The 16,775-nt window shown below is 71.5% G+C and carries 13 protein-coding genes; 6 read left to right on the top strand and 7 right to left on the bottom strand.

The window, feature by feature from the left end; translation table 11 throughout:
• Positions 1–9 precede the first annotated feature (9 nt).
• Genes AC56LG_RS21050 through AC56LG_RS21030 form a run of 5 tightly spaced genes read left to right on the top strand, consistent with a single transcriptional unit; the run spans position 10 to position 7,170 of the window.
• Positions 10–582, top strand: a complete 573-nt coding sequence (locus AC56LG_RS21050) for a hypothetical protein (protein ID WP_497167993.1) — start codon at positions 10–12, stop codon at positions 580–582.
• A 7-nt stretch (positions 583–589) separates the two neighbouring features.
• Complete coding sequence (locus tag AC56LG_RS21045) at positions 590–1,645, top strand: hypothetical protein (RefSeq protein WP_497167992.1); 1,056 nt, start codon at positions 590–592, stop codon at positions 1,643–1,645.
• A complete protein-coding gene (locus AC56LG_RS21040; RefSeq protein WP_497167991.1) occupies positions 1,642–2,658 on the top strand; it encodes a hypothetical protein in 1,017 nt (338 codons plus the stop codon). Before AC56LG_RS21045 ends, AC56LG_RS21040 begins: the two co-directional genes overlap by 4 nt.
• Before the next feature lie 56 nt (positions 2,659–2,714).
• The gene (locus tag AC56LG_RS21035) at positions 2,715–4,925 is read left to right on the top strand and encodes a hypothetical protein (RefSeq protein WP_497167990.1); all 2,211 of its coding nucleotides are present in this window, start codon (positions 2,715–2,717) and stop codon (positions 4,923–4,925) included.
• Positions 4,926–4,935: 10 nt separating this feature from the next.
• Complete coding sequence (locus tag AC56LG_RS21030; RefSeq protein ID WP_497167989.1) at positions 4,936–7,170, top strand: SUMF1/EgtB/PvdO family nonheme iron enzyme; 2,235 nt, start codon at positions 4,936–4,938, stop codon at positions 7,168–7,170.
• Between the two features lie 412 nt (positions 7,171–7,582).
• Here AC56LG_RS21030 and AC56LG_RS21025 read toward each other — a convergent pair whose 3' ends face one another.
• Together AC56LG_RS21025 and AC56LG_RS21020 are read right to left on the bottom strand one after the other, a co-directional pair.
• Positions 7,583–9,070, bottom strand: a complete 1,488-nt coding sequence (locus tag AC56LG_RS21025; protein WP_497167988.1) for an FHA domain-containing protein — start codon at positions 9,068–9,070, stop codon at positions 7,583–7,585.
• Positions 9,071–9,186: 116 nt separating this feature from the next.
• Positions 9,187–10,173, bottom strand: a complete 987-nt coding sequence (locus AC56LG_RS21020) for a PP2C family protein-serine/threonine phosphatase (RefSeq protein WP_497167987.1) — start codon at positions 10,171–10,173, stop codon at positions 9,187–9,189.
• Between the two features lie 82 nt (positions 10,174–10,255).
• Between AC56LG_RS21020 and AC56LG_RS21015 the strand changes: the two genes are divergently transcribed.
• Complete coding sequence (locus tag AC56LG_RS21015; RefSeq protein WP_497167986.1) at positions 10,256–10,714, top strand: GNAT family N-acetyltransferase; 459 nt, start codon at positions 10,256–10,258, stop codon at positions 10,712–10,714.
• A gap of 16 nt (positions 10,715–10,730) precedes the next feature.
• Here the strand turns inward: AC56LG_RS21015 and AC56LG_RS21010 are convergent, their stop codons facing one another.
• From AC56LG_RS21010 to AC56LG_RS20990, 5 genes are all read right to left on the bottom strand, one after another.
• Positions 10,731–11,189 carry an SH3 domain-containing protein gene (locus tag AC56LG_RS21010; RefSeq protein ID WP_497167985.1) on the bottom strand — a complete coding sequence of 153 codons (459 nt, stop codon included), beginning with the start codon at positions 11,187–11,189 and terminating at the stop codon, positions 10,731–10,733.
• A 2-nt stretch (positions 11,190–11,191) separates the two neighbouring features.
• Positions 11,192–12,760 carry a hypothetical protein gene (locus AC56LG_RS21005; protein ID WP_497167984.1) on the bottom strand — a complete coding sequence of 523 codons (1,569 nt, stop codon included), beginning with the start codon at positions 12,758–12,760 and terminating at the stop codon, positions 11,192–11,194.
• Positions 12,730–15,072 (bottom strand): FtsW/RodA/SpoVE family cell cycle protein, encoded by a 2,343-nt coding sequence (locus AC56LG_RS21000; RefSeq protein WP_497167983.1) that lies wholly within the window; start codon positions 15,070–15,072, stop codon positions 12,730–12,732. Before AC56LG_RS21000 ends, AC56LG_RS21005 begins: the two co-directional genes overlap by 31 nt.
• Positions 15,069–16,037, bottom strand: a complete 969-nt coding sequence (locus tag AC56LG_RS20995; RefSeq protein ID WP_497167982.1) for a protein kinase domain-containing protein — start codon at positions 16,035–16,037, stop codon at positions 15,069–15,071. The genes AC56LG_RS21000 and AC56LG_RS20995 overlap by 4 nt, the downstream gene beginning before the upstream one ends.
• A 120-nt stretch (positions 16,038–16,157) precedes the next feature.
• On the bottom strand, positions 16,158–16,634 hold the full coding sequence (locus tag AC56LG_RS20990; RefSeq protein ID WP_497167981.1) for a hypothetical protein: 477 nt from the start codon (positions 16,632–16,634) through the stop codon (positions 16,158–16,160).
• Positions 16,635–16,775: the final 141 nt, after the last annotated feature.

Raw genomic sequence — 16,775 nt, 5'->3', positions numbered from 1 at the left:
GAGAAGCGAATGAAGAGGACGAGCGAGATGGAGCGCAAGCTGCGCGAACACCTGCTGCTGGCGCCGCGGGTGGGAGGCGACCGCCTGATGCTGGACGACGCCGTGCTGGGCGCCGCGCTCGACGGCAGCCGGCCCCTGACGGCGGGAGAACGTGCGGTCCTGCGCGCTTCTCCCTTGACCGTGCGCCGCCTGCGCACCCTGGCGCTCGAGGCACGCGCCGCCGGCGCCGCCGCCAACGACGCCTGGCACGGCAGCAGCGGCATGCTGCGCGCGGCCGACAGCGGCGCGGCGCTGGCGCAGCTGGCCACCGACGACGGTTTCTGGCGCCTGCACTTTGTCGATACTGGCGGCGAACGGCGCGTGATCCTGCAACTGCTGCCGGATGCGCCGTTCGCCGCGCGCCTGCTGCGCGACGCGGTGTCCTTGCAGGTGCTGGACGGCGCCGGCGCACAGGTGCTGGCCGGGCGCCTCGACCTTGATGGCGAATGCGAAGCGGCCTGGCCATTCGCGCTGGCGCCGGCCGCCCACTTCCAACGCCATGGCGCCGCCTTCAGCGTGCAGCCGGCGATATTGACGGAGTAGTGTTCGTATGATGTTCGATCTGTTCAAATGGATGGCGCGTCCGAGCGCTTTCGACGGCGCCGGACTCGGTAGCGAGGTCATCGCGCGGCCGATCGCCGCGGACTGCGCGCTGCCGCCCGGCACCCATGGTGTGGTGGTCAGCGCGAGCGGCCATACGCGCCGCGTCAGCGCCGGCGGCCGGGTCACCCTGGCCGACAACGAGAGCGGCTGGTGTTTTCACCCCGGTCCCTACGGCTGCGACCTGGTGCCGTTCGCGGCCGCACCGGAGATCGGCCTGCGCGTGCATTTCGCGGTCGACAGTCCCGACCCGCGCGTGCACCAGCAGCGCTTCGACCTGTTCCTGGCCAGCGAAGCAGTGGGCGAACTGCTGCTGGCCGACCTGGCGGCGCGCATCGAGGCCGCCCTGCAGCGCGAACTGGCACAGGGCAACCTCGAACTGCCGCCCTGCACGACGCTGGACGAGTGGAATGCCTTTCGCGGCGGCTTCAACCAGCTGCTGTACACGCGCTTCGGCGTCACCGTCGACGATTGCGTGCCGGTCGACCTGGCCGGCACGCGCGATTTTGCGCGCGCGCTGGCGGCGCGCGCAGTTGTCGACGCGCCGGCCCCGCAAGCGATGCCGGCGCCATTGCAGGCCGCGCCACGGCCCGCCGCTACGCCGCTGGAGGATGCGCAGGCACTGCGCCGCCTGTTCCTCGAACTGCCCTGCGTGATGTGCCGCGTACGCCAGGCGGCGCTGCCGCAGGGGCAGGACCTGTTCCGCCAGCAGCAGGCGTTAATCGGGCGGCTCGACCTGGTGTGCCTGGCCGCGTCGACCATGCCCGCGCTCGGCCTGGCCGCGCCCGGACAGCCGCTCGCGCCCGACGTCCAGCAGCGCCGCGCCGCGCACAGCCTGCGCGCGGCCGCCGCGCTCGACGAAGCCTGGGCGCTGCTGGCGCGCCTCGAGCGCGCCGAGGACGAGGGATTGGGCACGCTGCTCGATGAAGCCGACCGCATCGCCGCCAATCTCGAGGAGGCGCTCGCCGCACGCAAGCAGATCGCCTTCAACGCGGAGGCGGCATGAACGCGCCATTGCTCAAGCGGCCTGACACCGTCGCCGTGCGCAGCGCGCTCTCCAGCGGCGGCTTCGCCACCATCACCGCCACGCGCCGCCCGCGCGCCGGCCGCGCCGAGGTCAAGTGCAATGCGCCGGGTGTGCCCGCCCTGGCCGCGCGCATGGCGCTGGTCGCGCGCCTGGCACGCCATACGGAGGCGCGTTACGACAGCCGCGACCAGGTCGTGATCAGCATCGACCGCGCACCGGCCGACGGCGAGCGCGATTGGGAATTGGCTGTCGTGCTGGCCGACCGCGCCGTGCGCGGCTTGCTGACCCTGGGCGAGGGGACAGTCGCCAACGGCTGGTCCGATGCCTGGGAGCGCGGCCGCATCGACGGCCACGCCGTGCAGGCCTTACCGGCGGGCGCGCTGCTGGGCGGCCCCGGCTATTTGCACCATCTCGGCGCATTGAACGGTCAACCGGACGTGGCGGCTTCGGTGTCGAGCGCGCGCGCCTGGTTCCCGCTGCATAGCGGCGGCGTCCACGACGCCCTCGGCTGGGTCGAGGTCAGCGTCTATCCGCTGGCTGCCGGCGAGGCATCCGACGAAGAAGCCATCGCGGCGCCCGGCGTCGACGGCGTACGCCAGCAGGCATTGCGCCAGGTATTGACGGGCGCGCGCCATTTCGACGGCGAAAAAACGGCGCGCTGGCGCACCACGGTGCGCTTCGGTGAGGAAGCGTTTTCCGGCGATTCCTACGAACTGGCGCTGGTGCTGGCCGACCGCCTGGCGCGCGGCCGCGAATTCGTCCCGCGCGGACGCATCATCGCCAGCGGCCGCTCGAACGCCTGGCATGCCGGACTCGTGGAGCCGGTCGAAGGGCTGGAGCCGAAGTGCGCCCTGATCGAACGCGCTGCGCAACCGGGCGACCGCGTGCTGCTGCCGCGCGCCTGGGAGCCGGACCTGCCCCCCGGCCTGCGCGACAGCCTGCGTGCGCGCGGCGCCAGCCTGGTGTGCGTTGAACGGATCGGCATTATCTAGGGCATGCCTGTTAGAATCGGCGCGCCTGTGTGGTTTGAGAATTGAGGAGTCGGATCATGGTCCAGATGTTCGGTTTTGGCGGCAGCAAGTGCCCGCGGTGTCAGCACAGGAATGCGGGCGGCGCCGGCTATTGCGCGGCCTGCGGCATCACGCTCGGCGCGCCGCATAACGCCCCGGTGCTGGTCGAGAACCGCTGGATCGCCGGCCCCGACGAACTGGCCGTGTTCTTCGGCGTGCGCGCGCTGTCGGGCCTGTTCGTGAAGACCCTGCGCGTGCCGGCCGCCGCGCGCGCCTACATCCTGCAAGGCGACGAGGCCACCGAAGTGCCGCAGGGCGAATACGAGATCGAAGGTTTCTTCTCGCGCCTGAACCACCTGCTGCGCGACGGCCACGCCGAGATCCTGGTCACGCGCACCAATGCGCTGCCGGTGGAATTCGCCTTCGACGACCTGGAGACGGCCGAACACCTGGCGGTGGGTGCCGCCTTCACCGTCAGCCTGCGCATCGAAAACGTGCCCGCCTTTGCGCGCCACTTCATGACCATGCCCGGCACCGTGACCGCCGCCCAGTTGCGCGAACTGCTGCTGCCGGCCGTGCGCCAGGTGGCGGCGGAATTCGTCGGCGCGCGTTCGCTGCGCGAGATGGCGGCGCAGGCGCCGGCGCAAAACACGTTGCGCGCCGAATTCGACGAGCGCCTGCAGGGCGCCCTGCGCCTGCTGCTGGCCGACTATGGCCTGGGCGTGGTGCAGGTCGATACCCTGGCCCTGCGCCACGACAAGTTCGACGCCAATCGCGCGCGCATCGGCACGCTGTGGCTGGCGGCCGACGAGCGCCGCGTGCAGATGACGCATGCGCGCCAGCTCGAGGAACTCTACGACGAACAGGCGTGGCACCGTATCGCGCGTGAAGAACAGGCCGCGCGCCAGCGCCTGCGCCGCCTCGAACTGCAGCAGAACGACACCCTCGACCGCGCCGAACTGAGCCTGGCCAATGGCGAACGCGCCCAGGCCGTGCGTGCGCGCGAGATCGACCTGTATGCGCGCGTGACCGAAGCACGCAGCCGGCGCGAAGCGATCGCGCGCGGTGCCGGCGAGATCCTGGCCGAACTCGAACACGACCTGGCCAGGAAACGCGGCGGGCGCGCCGGCGAACAGGCCGAGTGGGCGCACGTGCAGGCATTGGGCGCGATCCGCATGCGCGCGGCGCTGGAAGTCGCGCAGCAGGAAGCGCTGCAGGCGCGCACGCTGGCGCGCCAGCGCTTCGCGCAGCAGTTGCTGACCCAGCAGATCCGCAACAAGGTCGAGCAGGCGAAAGAGATCGAGGACGCATCGCGCCAGCGCGCCGAGCTGGCGCGCCTGCGCGCCGCCGACGAAGCCGCCGCACGCCGCGCGCAAGACCTCGACGCCGAGGAGCACGGAGCCCAGTTCGCGCTGGTGGTGCTGGCCAATGCCGCGCGCCGGCGCGCGGCCGAGCGCGAGGAAGAATGGCTCGAACTGCAGGGTCTGGCGCGCGCGCGCCAGCAAACCCTTGGCGCCGACCTCGACGCCGAAGCCGTGCAGCAGAAGATCGCTGCGCTGCGCCGCGACGGCGGCCAGCAAGACGCCGTCGCCCAGCACGAAAAGCTGCTGCGCACGATCGAGGCCGAGCACCGCCAGGCGCGCGCGGCGAAAGAAGTCGAACTGCTGGGCGAAGAGCGGCGCCACCAGCAGCGCCGCGCCGAGCAGGAGGCAGCCTGGCAGCAGGAACTGCGCCGCCTGGGCGCCGAGCGCGCCGAACGCGCCGCCCAGTTCGAGCACGGCCTGGCGCAGGCGCGCCTCGAGATCGCGCGCGCCGAAGCGCTCGATGGATTGGACGACACCACCAAGCTGGCCGTGGCCGGCGCGCCGAATGCCGCCGTACTGGCCGACTACCTCAAGACGCGCGTGCACGCGGGCATGGATGCCGGCCAGTTGAGCGCATTGGCGCAAGTGGTGGCTGCCGGCGGCGCCATGAGCGCCAGCGACGCCGCGCGCCTGGCCCAGGAAACGCTGGAGCGCGAACGGCTGCGGCGCGAAGCCGAAGTCGACAAGGACCGGCGCCACCAGCTCGATCTGCTGGCGCTGCAGAACGACGTCAACAAGACGGCGCTGGCGGCCCAGGCACAGGTGGCCGGCAGCATCGGTGCGGCGGTCACCGCCGCGGCTTCGGTCCAGCGTGCCTGCCCGCAAGGACATCCGGTGCGCGGCGACGACCGCTTCTGCGGCGCCTGCGGCGCACCGCTGGGCTGACGCCGCACGCATGCAAACCGCCATCGACAAGATCCGCGAGCTGCGCGCGCTGCACGAGGACGGGCTGCTCAGCCGCGAGGAATTCGACCGGCGCAAGAACGCCATCCTCGACGCCGCGCATGCGCCCGCAGCGCCGACTCCAGCGGCGCCGGCGCGCGGCACCGAGCTGGGGCTGATGGCGGGCCAGCAGGTCGGCCCGGCCAACCGGCGCTATCGCCTCGAACGCCTGATCGCGCTCGGCGGCATGGGGCAGGTCTGGCAGGCGACCGACCTGGCCACCCACGCCGAGCTGGGACACAGCGCCCAGGTCGCGCTGAAGATCCTGTCGCCCGAGCTGACCGAAAGCGCCGGCCACGCCAAACTGCTGGTGCAGGAAGCCACGCGCGCGCGGCGCCTGGCGCACGAACACATCGTGCGCGTCTACGACTGGGCGCAGGACCCGGCAACGGCCAGCTATTTCGTGATCATGGAATGCCTCGAAGGCGAAGACCTGGAAAGCCTGCTGGCGCGCGAAGGGGCGCTGCCGCTGGCGCGCACGATTGAGCTGCTGCGTCCGGTCGCCGAGGCGCTCGACTATGCCTGGGAACGGCACCGGCTGGTCCACCGCGACATCAAGCCCGGCAACGTGTTCGTCACCGCGCGCGGCGAGGTCAAGCTGCTCGACTTCGGCATCGCCGCCCGTGCCCGCGCGGGCGGGCGCAGCGCGCTCGATGCGCCGGCGCTGTCGGGCACGCCCGGCTACCGCGCGCCGGAAGCGGGCGCGCCCGGCAGCGTGCCCTCGCGCGCACTCGACGTGTACGCGGTGGCGGCGATGGTGCACCAGATGGTGTCCGGCAGCGCCACGCCCGTCATCGGCACGCCGGCGCGTCCCGAGGGACTGCGTGACGACCAGTGGCAGGCGCTGCAGGACGGCATGGCGCAGGATCCGGCGGCGCGGCCGGAGAGTGTGTCGCAGCTGCTCGACCGGCTCTGTGCAGAGGCCGAGACATCCGTCGAAGCGCCTGCTGCGGCCGAGGAAATGGCCCCGCCGCCGGCCGAACCGGCTCCTGCTCCAGCTGCGAGCGTGCCCGATCCGGTCGCACAACAAGCTGCAGATGCCGCGCAAGCACGCAGCGCTGCCGCCGCCCAGGCCGCCCGCCAGCAGCTGCGTGAACAGCTGCGCGAACAACAGCGGCGCGAGCGTGCCGAAGCCGAGGTGGCACGGCGCGCCCGGCGCGAAGCCCTGCGCGAACAGCTGGCCGCGCGCCGCGACGAAGAGGCGGCCAGGGCGCGCCAGGCCCAGGAAGAAGCCCAGCGCAAGGCGCTGCAGGTCAAGGCGGCCGCAGCCTACCTGGCCGAGCAGGAACGCGCGAAAGCGCAGCAAGCGGCGCCCGTGCAGGCCGTAGTGCCCGTACCTGCCGAACCGCCCACGCTGCTGCGCGACCGCTTTCTGGAAGGCGAGGGCGCCGGCCCCGAACTGGTGGTCTTGCGCGCCGGCCGCTTCCAGATGGGCTCCCCGGAACACGAACGCAAGATCGCGATGGCATCCGGCGCCCAGAAGAACTGGCTGGCGCGCGAAACGCCGCAGCACTGGGTCGGCATCGCCCGGCCGTTCGCCATCGGCCGTTATCCGGTCACCGTCGGCGAATGGCGCGCCTTTGCCCAAGCCGGCGGCTGGCAGCCGCAAGGCGAGGTCGACTGGGCCGCGCCCGGCTTCGCGCAAACGGACATGCACCCGGTGGTCGGCGTCTCCTGGCACGATGCCCAGGCCTACCTGGCCTGGCTGACCGAGCGCACCGGCCAGCGCTACCGCCTGCCGAGCGAAGCCGAATGGGAATACGCCTGCCGCGCCGGCACCAGGACGGCCTTCAGCTTCGGCGACGCCATCGACACCACGCTCGCCAACTACGACGGCAACTTCACCTGGAATGGCGGCCCGCGCGGCGACTACCGGCGCGGCACCACGCCGGTGGACGCGTTCGCGCCGAATGGGTGGGGCCTGCACGACATGCACGGCAATGTCTGGGAATGGGTGCAGGACGTGATGCACGACAGTTACGAAGGCGCACCCGCCGACGGCAGCGCCTGGGAGAGCGGCGGCGAACGCGCACGCCGCATCCTGCGCGGCGGCTCCTGGCTGTACAACCCGCGCTATCTGCGCTCGGCGCTGAGGAATGGCTTTTCGGCAGTGATGTCGAACGATATCGTCGGCTTTCGCGTCGTGCGCGAACTGCCCGAGGACGCTGCCGCGCCTGAACTTTCCTGAAGTTGATTTCCCGGTCGTAGCGTGTGGAAGCCGGCGCGCGCCTGGCGTAGGCTGACCGCAGTCACGGATCGTTTATGGCCCACAGGAGGGCATCATGAAAATTCCCGAAGAGCTGCGCATTCCGGCCATCGTCTTCGGCTTGCAGGGAGCCCTGCTGGCCGGCTGCGCGCTGGTGTTTCTCTTGCTGTCGTTCAGGCATTGAGTGAATGCCGCTCAGTCGAGTGCCGTAGGGTGGACTCCCGAGTCCAGGCGTTACGTGCGTCTCACATATACGCGGCCGTGACTGTTCGCTCGTGCGGTGTTTGATTCGGTGGCTCGGCAGCCTGGCACATCGTCCATGGATGCCGTACGAATGAAGTCACTGCAGTCGGGGAAAGGATGCGTCCGTAACGCGTGGACTCAGGAGTCCACCCTACGCCGCGCTGCGCTCCTGCGCATCCAGCGCCGCCTCGTCGCCCCGTTCCGGATACGCACGGTCAGCAAAGCGCGCCCCTTGCGGCCAGTGGGCCAGCCCCTGCGCGGCCGTGGCCGGCGTCAGCGGCGTTTCCGCGCCGCTGGCCGGGTCCAGGTGCCAGAAGCCGCCGTCGCGGTGGAACAGCAGCGGCAGGCCCAGCGCCGCCAGGCGTGCGGCGGCGCCCAGGCTGCGTTCGGGGTCCATCAGGTAAAACGTTTCGTGCTGCATGCCGGCGTCGAGCCGTTGCAGCAGGATGCCGTTCGGCAGCACCGCCACCACTTCCAGCACCGCCACGCCGGGAATGCTGGCCGTCAGTTCGATGCGCATGCCGGGGCGCAACGCGACCGGCGCGTGCTTGCCGGGCCAGGCGCCGTCGACCAGCAGGCCGTAACGCGACACGTCCTCGATCTCGTAGCCGCCACGTGCGCGCCGGATGAGCGCGTGGCGGCCGGAAATGCGCCGCGTCAGGCCCTCCGGTTCCGGGCCCGCTTCGTTGTGGTGCATCAGGCGAATATCGGCATCGACGGCGCCCGCTTCGCCGCGCCCGAGCACGCATTCGTCGAGGGCGAACAGGCGCAGGTACCGTGGACCTTGCGGGCCGGCCGCCCCGTCCCTTACCAAACACGCCGCGCTCGCCGGGCAGGGATGGACGGCCGCTGCCGCGGGCACGTCGATTTCGAGCAGGTCTTCATCCCAGGCGATGCTGGAAAAGCCGAGGTCGACCTTGCCGCCGCCGGTACCGGCATCGAAGTCGAGATGGGCGATGCCGGCATTGCTGGCATGGACGTCGATGTCGACCCGCCCGCCGCCGTGGCCATCCATGCGCGCACCGACGCGTGCGATCGAGGCGTCGTCGGCGTGCACGCGCACGTTCTTGTGGGTGGCGAGGAAGGTCTGGTGGATCTCGTGCAGGCTGGCGTCGGCGCGCGGAGCCAGGATCAGCAGCGTCGCGATCCAGCTGTGGGCGGCGGCAGCGGGCGCATCGGCGCGGCTGTGCAGCTCGAGTTCGATGCGGTACTGGCCGTGTTCCAGGCCGCGCGAGGAAAACTCGAGAAAGACCGGCAGCCAGTCGCCGCGCACGGTGCGGCTGAAACTGTGGCGCTCGCCGTTTTCCAGGCGCAGGCGCGAACTGGCGAGCAGCGTCACCTGCGTGGCGCAGTCGGACGGCATGCCGCGCAAGGTCAGCTTCAGCACCTGGCGCCCGCCGGCGGCGCGCGGATCGAAACCGCTGACGTGGAGGTGCGGACGCAGGGTAGTAACTGGAGCGATCGGCATCGGAACGACGACGGACGCGTCCGGCGTCTCCGCGTCAGCCACCGGGTTAGCTACCGGGTCAGCTACCGTTAACGGCGCCTCCGGCTGCACATGGCCATGCGCGCAGGCGTGTTCGCCAGGCATCACCCAGACGGTGCAATGCGGATGTTCAGGGTGGCGGCAACGGTTCATGGGAGGGACTTGGTGGACCGGGGAAGCTTACGCGGATTCGCCCAGCCGTGGCGCGCGGCAGGGTCTGGCTGCGATTGATTTACCGCATTATTTCCTATTGTAACGTTTCGCCAGGTTTACGCGTTTTGCGGCAGGGCGGTCTCGTCGTGACCGTGGCCGCGCAGGCGCAGCACGATCGCGCTCAGGTTGTCCGGTTGCAGCCCGACTGGCGGCCGCTCGGCCATCTCGGCGAACAGCGCGTCGAGGCAGGCGGCGGCATCGTTCGCCGCGAACAGGCGCGGCCAGCGCGCCACGAACTCGGCCGGGTCGCTGCAGGACCAGAAGCCGTCGGTGGCGAGCAGGTAACTTGCGCCCGGCCGCAAGTGTAGGACGCGGCGGTCGGGCAAGGCGCCCAGCCAGGGCGGCAGCGTGGCGGCATCGAGCGCGACCAGGCCGTCGTCGAGGTGCGACGGATCGAGCAGGGTGTTCCCCAGGATGAAGGCCTGGGCGATCTGCGGCGCGTGGCTGCCGTGCACCTGGCGCCACCAGCCTTCTTCACCCAGCAGGCCGGCCATGGCCAGCACGGTCGCCGGCACGTGGTCGACCGTGAGCGGCACGACCGCCTGCGGCGTGATTTCGTACAGGCGCGAGTCGCCGGCATGCCACAGCAACGGCGTGCCGGCGGGCGCCATCTCGAGCATGGTGAGCGTGGTGCCGGGCCGGGGCCCGGCTTCGTGCAAGTCATCGTGGAGGTTGTCAAAGCGGCGCTGCAGCCAGCGGTGCAGCCCGTCCAGGTGGCGCGACAGGGTGTCGAGGTCGGCGCAGGCGGGAATCGCCAGCAGCCCGGCCGCCACCGCTTCGGCCGCCTCGCGGCCGTGACCATGGCCGCCCATGCCGTCCATCACGGCCAGGCGCAGGTGGCCCGGCGGCCAGCCGGCGACCTGGCTGGATGCCGGCTGGCCGCCGGCCAGGTAGCTGGCGCAGCCGGCGCCGTCGATCACCAGCAGGTTGTCCTGGTTCTCGCGGCGCTGCGCCGGCCCGACGCCGACCTTGCTGCCTGCCGCCAGGTCGAGCAGAGGCGCGCCTGCCGCCGTTGCCAGCATATTGGTCCCGCGTTCATTCATTATGCGCATTCATCGTTATCTGCCGCCGGTTTCAGGTGCATATCGTATGGTAAGTTATGGTTTTGCCAAAGCCGCGCACGACATGCTGATTCGTCCCTTCGAAGCCTCCGACCTCGCCGCCTGCGCGCGCCTGCTGCACGCCAGCGCCAGCGAATTCATCGTCCACGCATCGAGCCGCGAGGGCGCCTGCACCTTCCTGCGCGAGAACGACGAGGAAGGCATCCGCGGCTATGTGGCCGCGGGCCACGTCTATCATGTAGCGGATGCCGCCGGCGAGTTGGCCGGCTTCATCGCCATCCGCGACAACAGCCACGTGTTCCACCTGTTCATCGACAAGCGCTGGCATGGCCAGGGACTGGCGCGGCGCCTGTGGGAGGTGGCGCGCGCCGCTGCGCTCGAGCGGGGTGCGACGGGCACGTTCACGGTAAACGCGTCCAACTACGCCGTGCCGGTGTACGAAGCCTTCGGTTTCGAACGCACCGCGCCGACCCAGTGCGTCAAGGGCCTGTATTTCAACCCGATGCGCTGCACGCCCGCCTAAGACAGGCTCCACGCAGTTACGGCCGGCGTTCGTCGGCGCGGCGCAGCCACAGGCTGCTGGCCCAGCCTTCGACGCGCCCGCCGCCGGCCTCGGCGCTGACCTGCCACCAGTCGCCCTCGCGTAAGCCGGTTGCCCGCACCTGCGCGCCGGCCGGCATCACCAGCACGCGGCGCGCACCGACGCCGCGTTCGGCACGCAGGTTGAGCGCGTCGGCGACGACATAACTGCCTCCGGCGCGCGGCGTGTCGGCATGGACCGGCGGCACGACCGCCAGGGCCGCGACGGGCGCCATCGCCGGCGGCGCCAGCCAGCGCCACAGCGCACCGCCGACCAGGCCCGTCCCGAGCAGGAGCACCGCCAGCGCCTTTGCGTTCGGACGCTGCCACCACGCGCCCGGCGTGCAGCGCGCCGCCAGCACCAGGGTCGCCAGCAACCCGGCGGCGGCGCAGGCGAGGGCAAGGGCGACCGGTGTCATCGTTATGCCTCGACGCGCAGCACGTAATGGCCGGCCACGATGTGATGGCCGAGCGGCACCACGTATGGCGCCTCGGCCGTGGCGCTGTCGATCGCGGCGACGAAAGCGAGGCGCTCGTCCAGGTGGTACAGCGCCTGGGTGGCCGACTCGCGCACGATGCGGTAGCCCTCAGGACCGGCTTCGAAGGCAAAGGCATTGCGCGACAGTCCGAGGCGGTCGGCGCCGCCGGCCTGCGCTCCATCGGCGCCGCGCAGGCAGCCGGCGCCGTCGAGCACGCGCAGGTTCACCAATGCCGGCGCCGAACGCCCGAATACGTGGCGCGTGCCGCCCAGCACCGGCACGCCCTGCGCCTGCGGCAGGCAGACGATGGCGCTGTAGCGCTCGGCCATCTGCGGCGCCGGCATCAGCAGGCGCACGTCGACGCCGTCGCTGGGCGCAAAGCGGTTCGGCACGGCGACGCGCTGGCGGCCGTCGGGCGTGACGGCGTACACGGCGTCGAGCGCATCGAGGGCGAAGCCGAGCAGCGAATCGGCTTGCAGCGGGCCGACCGCCAGGTCGCGCCCGATCCCGAATTCGATCGCGGCGGCGCCGGTATCGCGGTAGCGCGACAGGCGTGGCAGGGCCAGCGCGGCCAGGCTGACGCGCTGGCGCATCACGGGCGCGTAGGTCGCGTCCTGGTTGACAGCGACTGGTGCCGCGGCCGCGCGGTGCAAGACCGGCATCGCGGTGAGGTCGGCGTCGTCAAGGGTGCGGGCGCGGGCCTTCCAGACCGCCGGCGCGCGGGTGGCCGGCGAGGCGGCAGGCGGCGCGCTCACCGGCCGCGGCGGCGTGGCCGCCTTTGGCTGGCTCGGCGCCACCTTCAGCAGCAGGCGCGGCGGCATGCCGCTCGCGTCGGCGGCACGGGCGCGGATCGTATAGTAGCCGCTGGCGGCATCGAAGCTGCAATCGAAGGCGTCTTTCGGCCGCACCTGCACCTCGACCGGCGTGTCCGGCCCGTCGTTGATGAGGAGGATGTTGGCGTCCTGCGCGAACGGCCAGCCCGGCACCGCGTGGGTGGCGCGGGCGGCGTCGAGCCCAAGCACCGTCAGGCGCCCGTTCGGATAAATCGGGCATACCGGCTGCCAGATGGCGCTGTCGCGCGACACGCTCACCGTATACAGCACTTGTTCGTTGGGCGCGGGCAGGTAGACGGCGTGGCCGAACTTGACCTCGACCTGTCCCGGCGCCAGATCGTCGGAACCAAGCACGTGGTAGCGCACGTCTTCAAGCCCGAGCAGGTCGCCGAAATCTTTCTGGTGCAGGGCTTGCAGCGTCTGCGCCAGGTCGCGCACGCGCGCGCCGCGGGTCAGGTGGCGGTCGTCGTCGACCTCGTCCTGCGGCAGCACCAGGGTCACGTGCGCGAAACAACGCGTGGCGGCGCGCCCGCGCTGCTCGCGCGGCGCGCGTTCCAGCAGATCGCGCAGGTAAGGGCGGCGATTCAGCAGCGCCAGCCCGGGCGCCTGCCACAGGGCTTCGGCATTGAATACGTCGCCGACGCGGTTCAGGGTTTCGTGTTGGACGTAGACCGGCATGATGAATTCTCCTCGATGATTGGGGCGCCTGCAGCAGTGCCAAACGCTAGCAGGGGGAAGATGAAAAACAGCAGGTGCGAGCCGCCGGCGGACAGGAAACTCATCGGCTGGCCCATGATCGGAAAGAAGGCGAGGTTGGTACCCCACGACAGCAGGAAGTGGCCGAACACGAAGGCGGCGCCGCCGCACAGCACGAAGCAGCGAAAGCGCCCGAGCCAGGTCTGGCGATAGTCGCGCGCGGCGGCGCCATGCTGCCAGGCGCGCCGGGCGGCTTGCAGCAGCGCGCCCAGGAACAGCGCCTGCAGCGTCCACAGCAGCAGGCCACTCGCCAGACCATGGCGCTGCAGCAGGAACGAGGGCGCGAAATCGTCCTGCACCGCCGGGATGGCGAGGGCGTCGGGCGCGCCGTGCCCGAGCGCCGCCAGGCCGAACAGGCCGTCGGCGCCGAACCAGCCGCCGTCGGCGATCGCCTGCGCGGCCAGCAGCAGTTGCTGGCCGGTGTGCGGGTGCGCGCCGGGGTCGAGCCAGACGCCGAAGCGCTCGCCGTAGAAACTCCATGCGGCGACCTCGCCCGGCGCAGCGCCGCGCAGCAGCGCAAGTCCCAGCAGGCAGGCGCAGGCGCCTGCCGCCACCGCCAGCGCCGGACCGGCCTTGCGCGCCGCGCACGACCAGGCCAGCAGCATGGCCGCGCCCCAGACCAGCAGCAGGATCAGCGGCGAATAATCGTCGACCTGCACCAGCGCCACCGCCAGCAGCACGATGAACAGCAGGGCGGGCGCGGCCAGGCGCAGCCAGCGCAAGAACGCGCCACCGCGTGCATCGGCACGGCCCAGGCCGAGGGCGAGGCAGTGGGCGGTAAGGATCGTCAGCGCCAGCTTGGCGAATTCCACCGGCTGCAGGTCGAACACGCCGGTCTCGTTGCCCCAGCCGACTTGCAGCAGCAGCGCGCCCAGCGCCGCGCCGGCCAGTAGCAGCAGGAGCAGCTCGACGCGGGCCTGGCCCGGCGCCTGGGCGCGCGCCGCCAGGGCCGCGGCGACGCCGGCCAGCCCGAGGCCGCAGGTGGCGGCGGCAGCCGTCTTCTGGAAGTGGCGCAGCCAGGACGTGTCGGGCGCGCCGATGCCCAGTTCCAGTTGCAGCAGCAGGCCGGCCGCCAGCAGCAGCACGCCGAGCGCCAGCGGCGCACCCGTGCGCCGTCCCGCCAGGGCGCACCACAGCGCGGCCCAGCACAGCAGCAGCGACGGACCCACGCCCGGCGCACTGCCGCCGCGCTGGGCCAGCAGCAGGCCGACGCCGGCGAGGGCGAGCGTGAGGTTCATCCCCAACTGTGCGGCGCCCGCCAGGTCCTCCCGCGCGCGGCGCGCCAGCACGGCGCCCAGCAGGCCGAGCGCCGCGGCGCCGGCCAGGACCCAGGTGCCGCCAGACGGCCAGGCCCAGGCGTCGCGCGGCTGCCAGTGCCAGCCCACACCGGGTGGCAGCTCGGTGCGCGCTTCGTGGAACAAGGCGACGCGCCGGGTCGGCTGCAGACGCAGTGTGTTGTTCTCGATCTGCGCAAGCAGACGCGTGCGCCCGACCGTGAGCGCGTTGACATCGGCCAGCGGCTGCTCGGCCAGCGCGAGGTCTTGGCCCACGCCGCCATCGAAGGCCAGCAGCGGCGCCCGCTCGACACCGCTGGCGGCCGTCAGCACCGGCAAGCCATCCTCGAACCCGAGCTGGGCGCTGCCGGGCGCGGCGCCGGCGTTGCCGACCTGGGTGCCGCAGGAGAGGTTGCCGCCGAAGCGCAGCGGCCGCGCCAGCGCCAGTGCGCGCGGCGCCCAGCGGTTCCACAGGCCGAGGAAACGCGCTCCCGGTGCGCTGCCGGGGCAGGCCGCCAGCGCTTCTCCGTCGCGCCGCACCAGCGTGCCGTCGTAGTGCCAGCCGTGCGTGCCGTCGCTAAAGGCGACAATGTCCTCGCCTGCCGCCGTGAAGCGGTAATGCACGGCGCCGAGCTGGACGTGCTGGCCGGCCCGCACCACGCGGCTGCCGCTCCTGGCACGTTCAGTGCCGCGTTCAATGCCGACGCCCTGCACGCCGTCGCTCGACGAGACGAACCAGGTGCCGCCGGCATCGCGGCGCAGGCGCAGGTGGCGCTTGCCGGCCTGGGGCGCGGCCAGTTCGGCGCGGCCCAGCAGCAGTTCGGCGCCGGGCGCCAGCGTGATCTCGATCGCGGCCGGCAGCCAGGCCGGCGGCGTGCGCAGCAGGGCCAGCGCCTGCAGCGCGCACAGCAGCGCCAGCGCCGCCGCGGCCAGGGTTTTCATGCCGAATGCGCGCATCATGCAGCGCGCCGGACAAGACCGCCCTGGGCGCTGGCGAGCAGGCGGCTGATCGCCAGCGCATGCGGCGGGCGGTCTTGCGGACGGCGCGCCAGCAATGCGCGCAGCAGCGTCAAGGCGGCCGCGCCTCCGGTGTCGCCGTCGGCGCAGGCGAGAAAGTGCGCCGCTTCGTCGTCCGCCAGGATCGGCGGCAGGGTGAAGCGCAAAGTGGCATCGGCGCAGCCATGGGTGCTGCCATAAGCGCGGAAAGCATCGCCACAGGCGCTGCAATAGCGCAGCGTGGCGCCGTCGGTGACGAGGTAGTACAGCAGCGCGCCCAGCGAAAAATAGTCGGCGCGGGCATCGGTGACGTAGCCGCAGGGCATGCCGGGCAGGGCCGGGAAGAACTGCTCGGGCGCCTGCCAGCTGGCAGTGCCGGCGTAGGAGTGCGCGCCGCTGTCGCGCAGGCTGCGGTTGGTGCCGAAGTCGGCGAGTTTCAGGCTGCCGCCGGCGGCATCGACCAGCAGGTTGGCGGGTTTCAGGTCGAGGTAGCGCCAGCCGTGCCGGTGCACCGTGGCCAGCGCCGCATTGACCTGGCCGGTCCAGGCCAGCGCCTGCGCCAGGCCGACCCGGCGTCCGGCCGCGTTCTGCGCCGCCAGGTGCGCGGCCAGGTCGCCGTCGTGCAGTTCGAGCGCCAGCGCCGGCAAGCCGTCGTGCAGGCCATGGTCGAGCAGGCGCACGACGTGGCGCGCGTCCCAGGGAGCGAGACTGGAGAGGAAAACGATTTCGCGCGCCGCGCATTCGGTCCAGCGCGCGCGCAGGGACGGCTCGGCGCGCGCCATCTGCGCGCGGTTGACGAGTTTGATCGCCACCGGGCCGAGGCCATCGCGCTCGGCACGCCAGACCAGGCCGTAGCTGGAGCCGGCCAGCTGCTCGCGCAAGCGGTAGTGGCCCAGGCCCAAGGTGACGATGTCGCCGCTGTGCAGCATGCTTCCCCCGAATCAATGCGGCGACGCTGCCGCTGCGCACAACTAGCGGGGGGAGATGAAAACGATGGACGAAAAAAACCGCGCCTCAAAGGACGCGGTTCGTATTCCAGCCGGGCCGGATCAGCGGCGATAGCCGTCGCGGTCGCGGTAGCCGTCGCGGTCATGGCCGCGGCCGTCGCGGTCCCAGCCGCGGTCGTGCCCACGATCGTAGCCGCGGCCGTAACCACGGTCATAGCCGTGACGGTGACCGCCGCGCGGCGCGACATACACGACCGCCGGTTCGCGGTAGTAGCGCGGCTGCTCGTAGTACACCGGACGCGGCTGGACGTAGACCGGGGCCGGCTGGTAGTAGCCGACCGAGGCATAGCCGCGGTTGTCGTAATGGCGACGGCCGTCGTAGCCACCGATCGAGTTGCCGACCGCGGCGCCGAGGACACCGCCGACGATGGCGCCGCCACCGCCACCCGCACTGGCGCCGATTGCTGCGCCGAGCACCGCGCCGACCGCCGTATTGGTGCCGCGGTCGCCAGCGAATGCCGAGGGCGAGACGGCGACAGCGGCCAGGATCACCGCACCAAAGCATTTTTTGTTCAACATGGCTTTTCCTTTGTTGCCGCAACGAGGATCGACATGATCGCTGTGACGCCGGGGCATGGAATGAACTATAGACCGGCTTGCCGGGGCCTTCACCTCCTAATACAGATTCTTACATCTGCTCGGCACTCGGTAACATTCTTT

It is taken from the genome of Telluria sp. ZB2R32, assembly GCF_059685715.1.
Note: the sequence above shows the minus strand (reverse complement) of the source record. Positions and strands in the feature narration are given on the sequence as shown.

What these genes read in the sequence shown, in the direction of transcription:
- AC56LG_RS21050 (WP_497167993.1), top strand. Translation starts at nt 10, where the DNA reads ATGAAGAGGACGAGCGAGATGGAGCGCAAGCTGCGCGAACACCTGCTG.
- AC56LG_RS21045 (WP_497167992.1), top strand. Translation starts at nt 590, where the DNA reads ATGATGTTCGATCTGTTCAAATGGATGGCGCGTCCGAGCGCTTTCGAC.
- AC56LG_RS21040 (WP_497167991.1), top strand. Translation starts at nt 1,642, where the DNA reads ATGAACGCGCCATTGCTCAAGCGGCCTGACACCGTCGCCGTGCGCAGC.
- AC56LG_RS21035 (WP_497167990.1), top strand. Translation starts at nt 2,715, where the DNA reads ATGGTCCAGATGTTCGGTTTTGGCGGCAGCAAGTGCCCGCGGTGTCAG.
- AC56LG_RS21030 (WP_497167989.1), top strand. Translation starts at nt 4,936, where the DNA reads ATGCAAACCGCCATCGACAAGATCCGCGAGCTGCGCGCGCTGCACGAG.
- AC56LG_RS21025 (WP_497167988.1), bottom strand. Translation starts at nt 9,070, where the DNA reads ATGAACCGTTGCCGCCACCCTGAACATCCGCATTGCACCGTCTGGGTG.
- AC56LG_RS21020 (WP_497167987.1), bottom strand. Translation starts at nt 10,173, where the DNA reads ATGAATGAACGCGGGACCAATATGCTGGCAACGGCGGCAGGCGCGCCT.
- AC56LG_RS21015 (WP_497167986.1), top strand. Translation starts at nt 10,256, where the DNA reads ATGCTGATTCGTCCCTTCGAAGCCTCCGACCTCGCCGCCTGCGCGCGC.
- AC56LG_RS21010 (WP_497167985.1), bottom strand. Translation starts at nt 11,189, where the DNA reads ATGACACCGGTCGCCCTTGCCCTCGCCTGCGCCGCCGCCGGGTTGCTG.
- AC56LG_RS21005 (WP_497167984.1), bottom strand. Translation starts at nt 12,760, where the DNA reads ATGCCGGTCTACGTCCAACACGAAACCCTGAACCGCGTCGGCGACGTA.
- AC56LG_RS21000 (WP_497167983.1), bottom strand. Translation starts at nt 15,072, where the DNA reads ATGATGCGCGCATTCGGCATGAAAACCCTGGCCGCGGCGGCGCTGGCG.
- AC56LG_RS20995 (WP_497167982.1), bottom strand. Translation starts at nt 16,037, where the DNA reads ATGCTGCACAGCGGCGACATCGTCACCTTGGGCCTGGGCCACTACCGC.
- AC56LG_RS20990 (WP_497167981.1), bottom strand. Translation starts at nt 16,634, where the DNA reads ATGTTGAACAAAAAATGCTTTGGTGCGGTGATCCTGGCCGCTGTCGCC.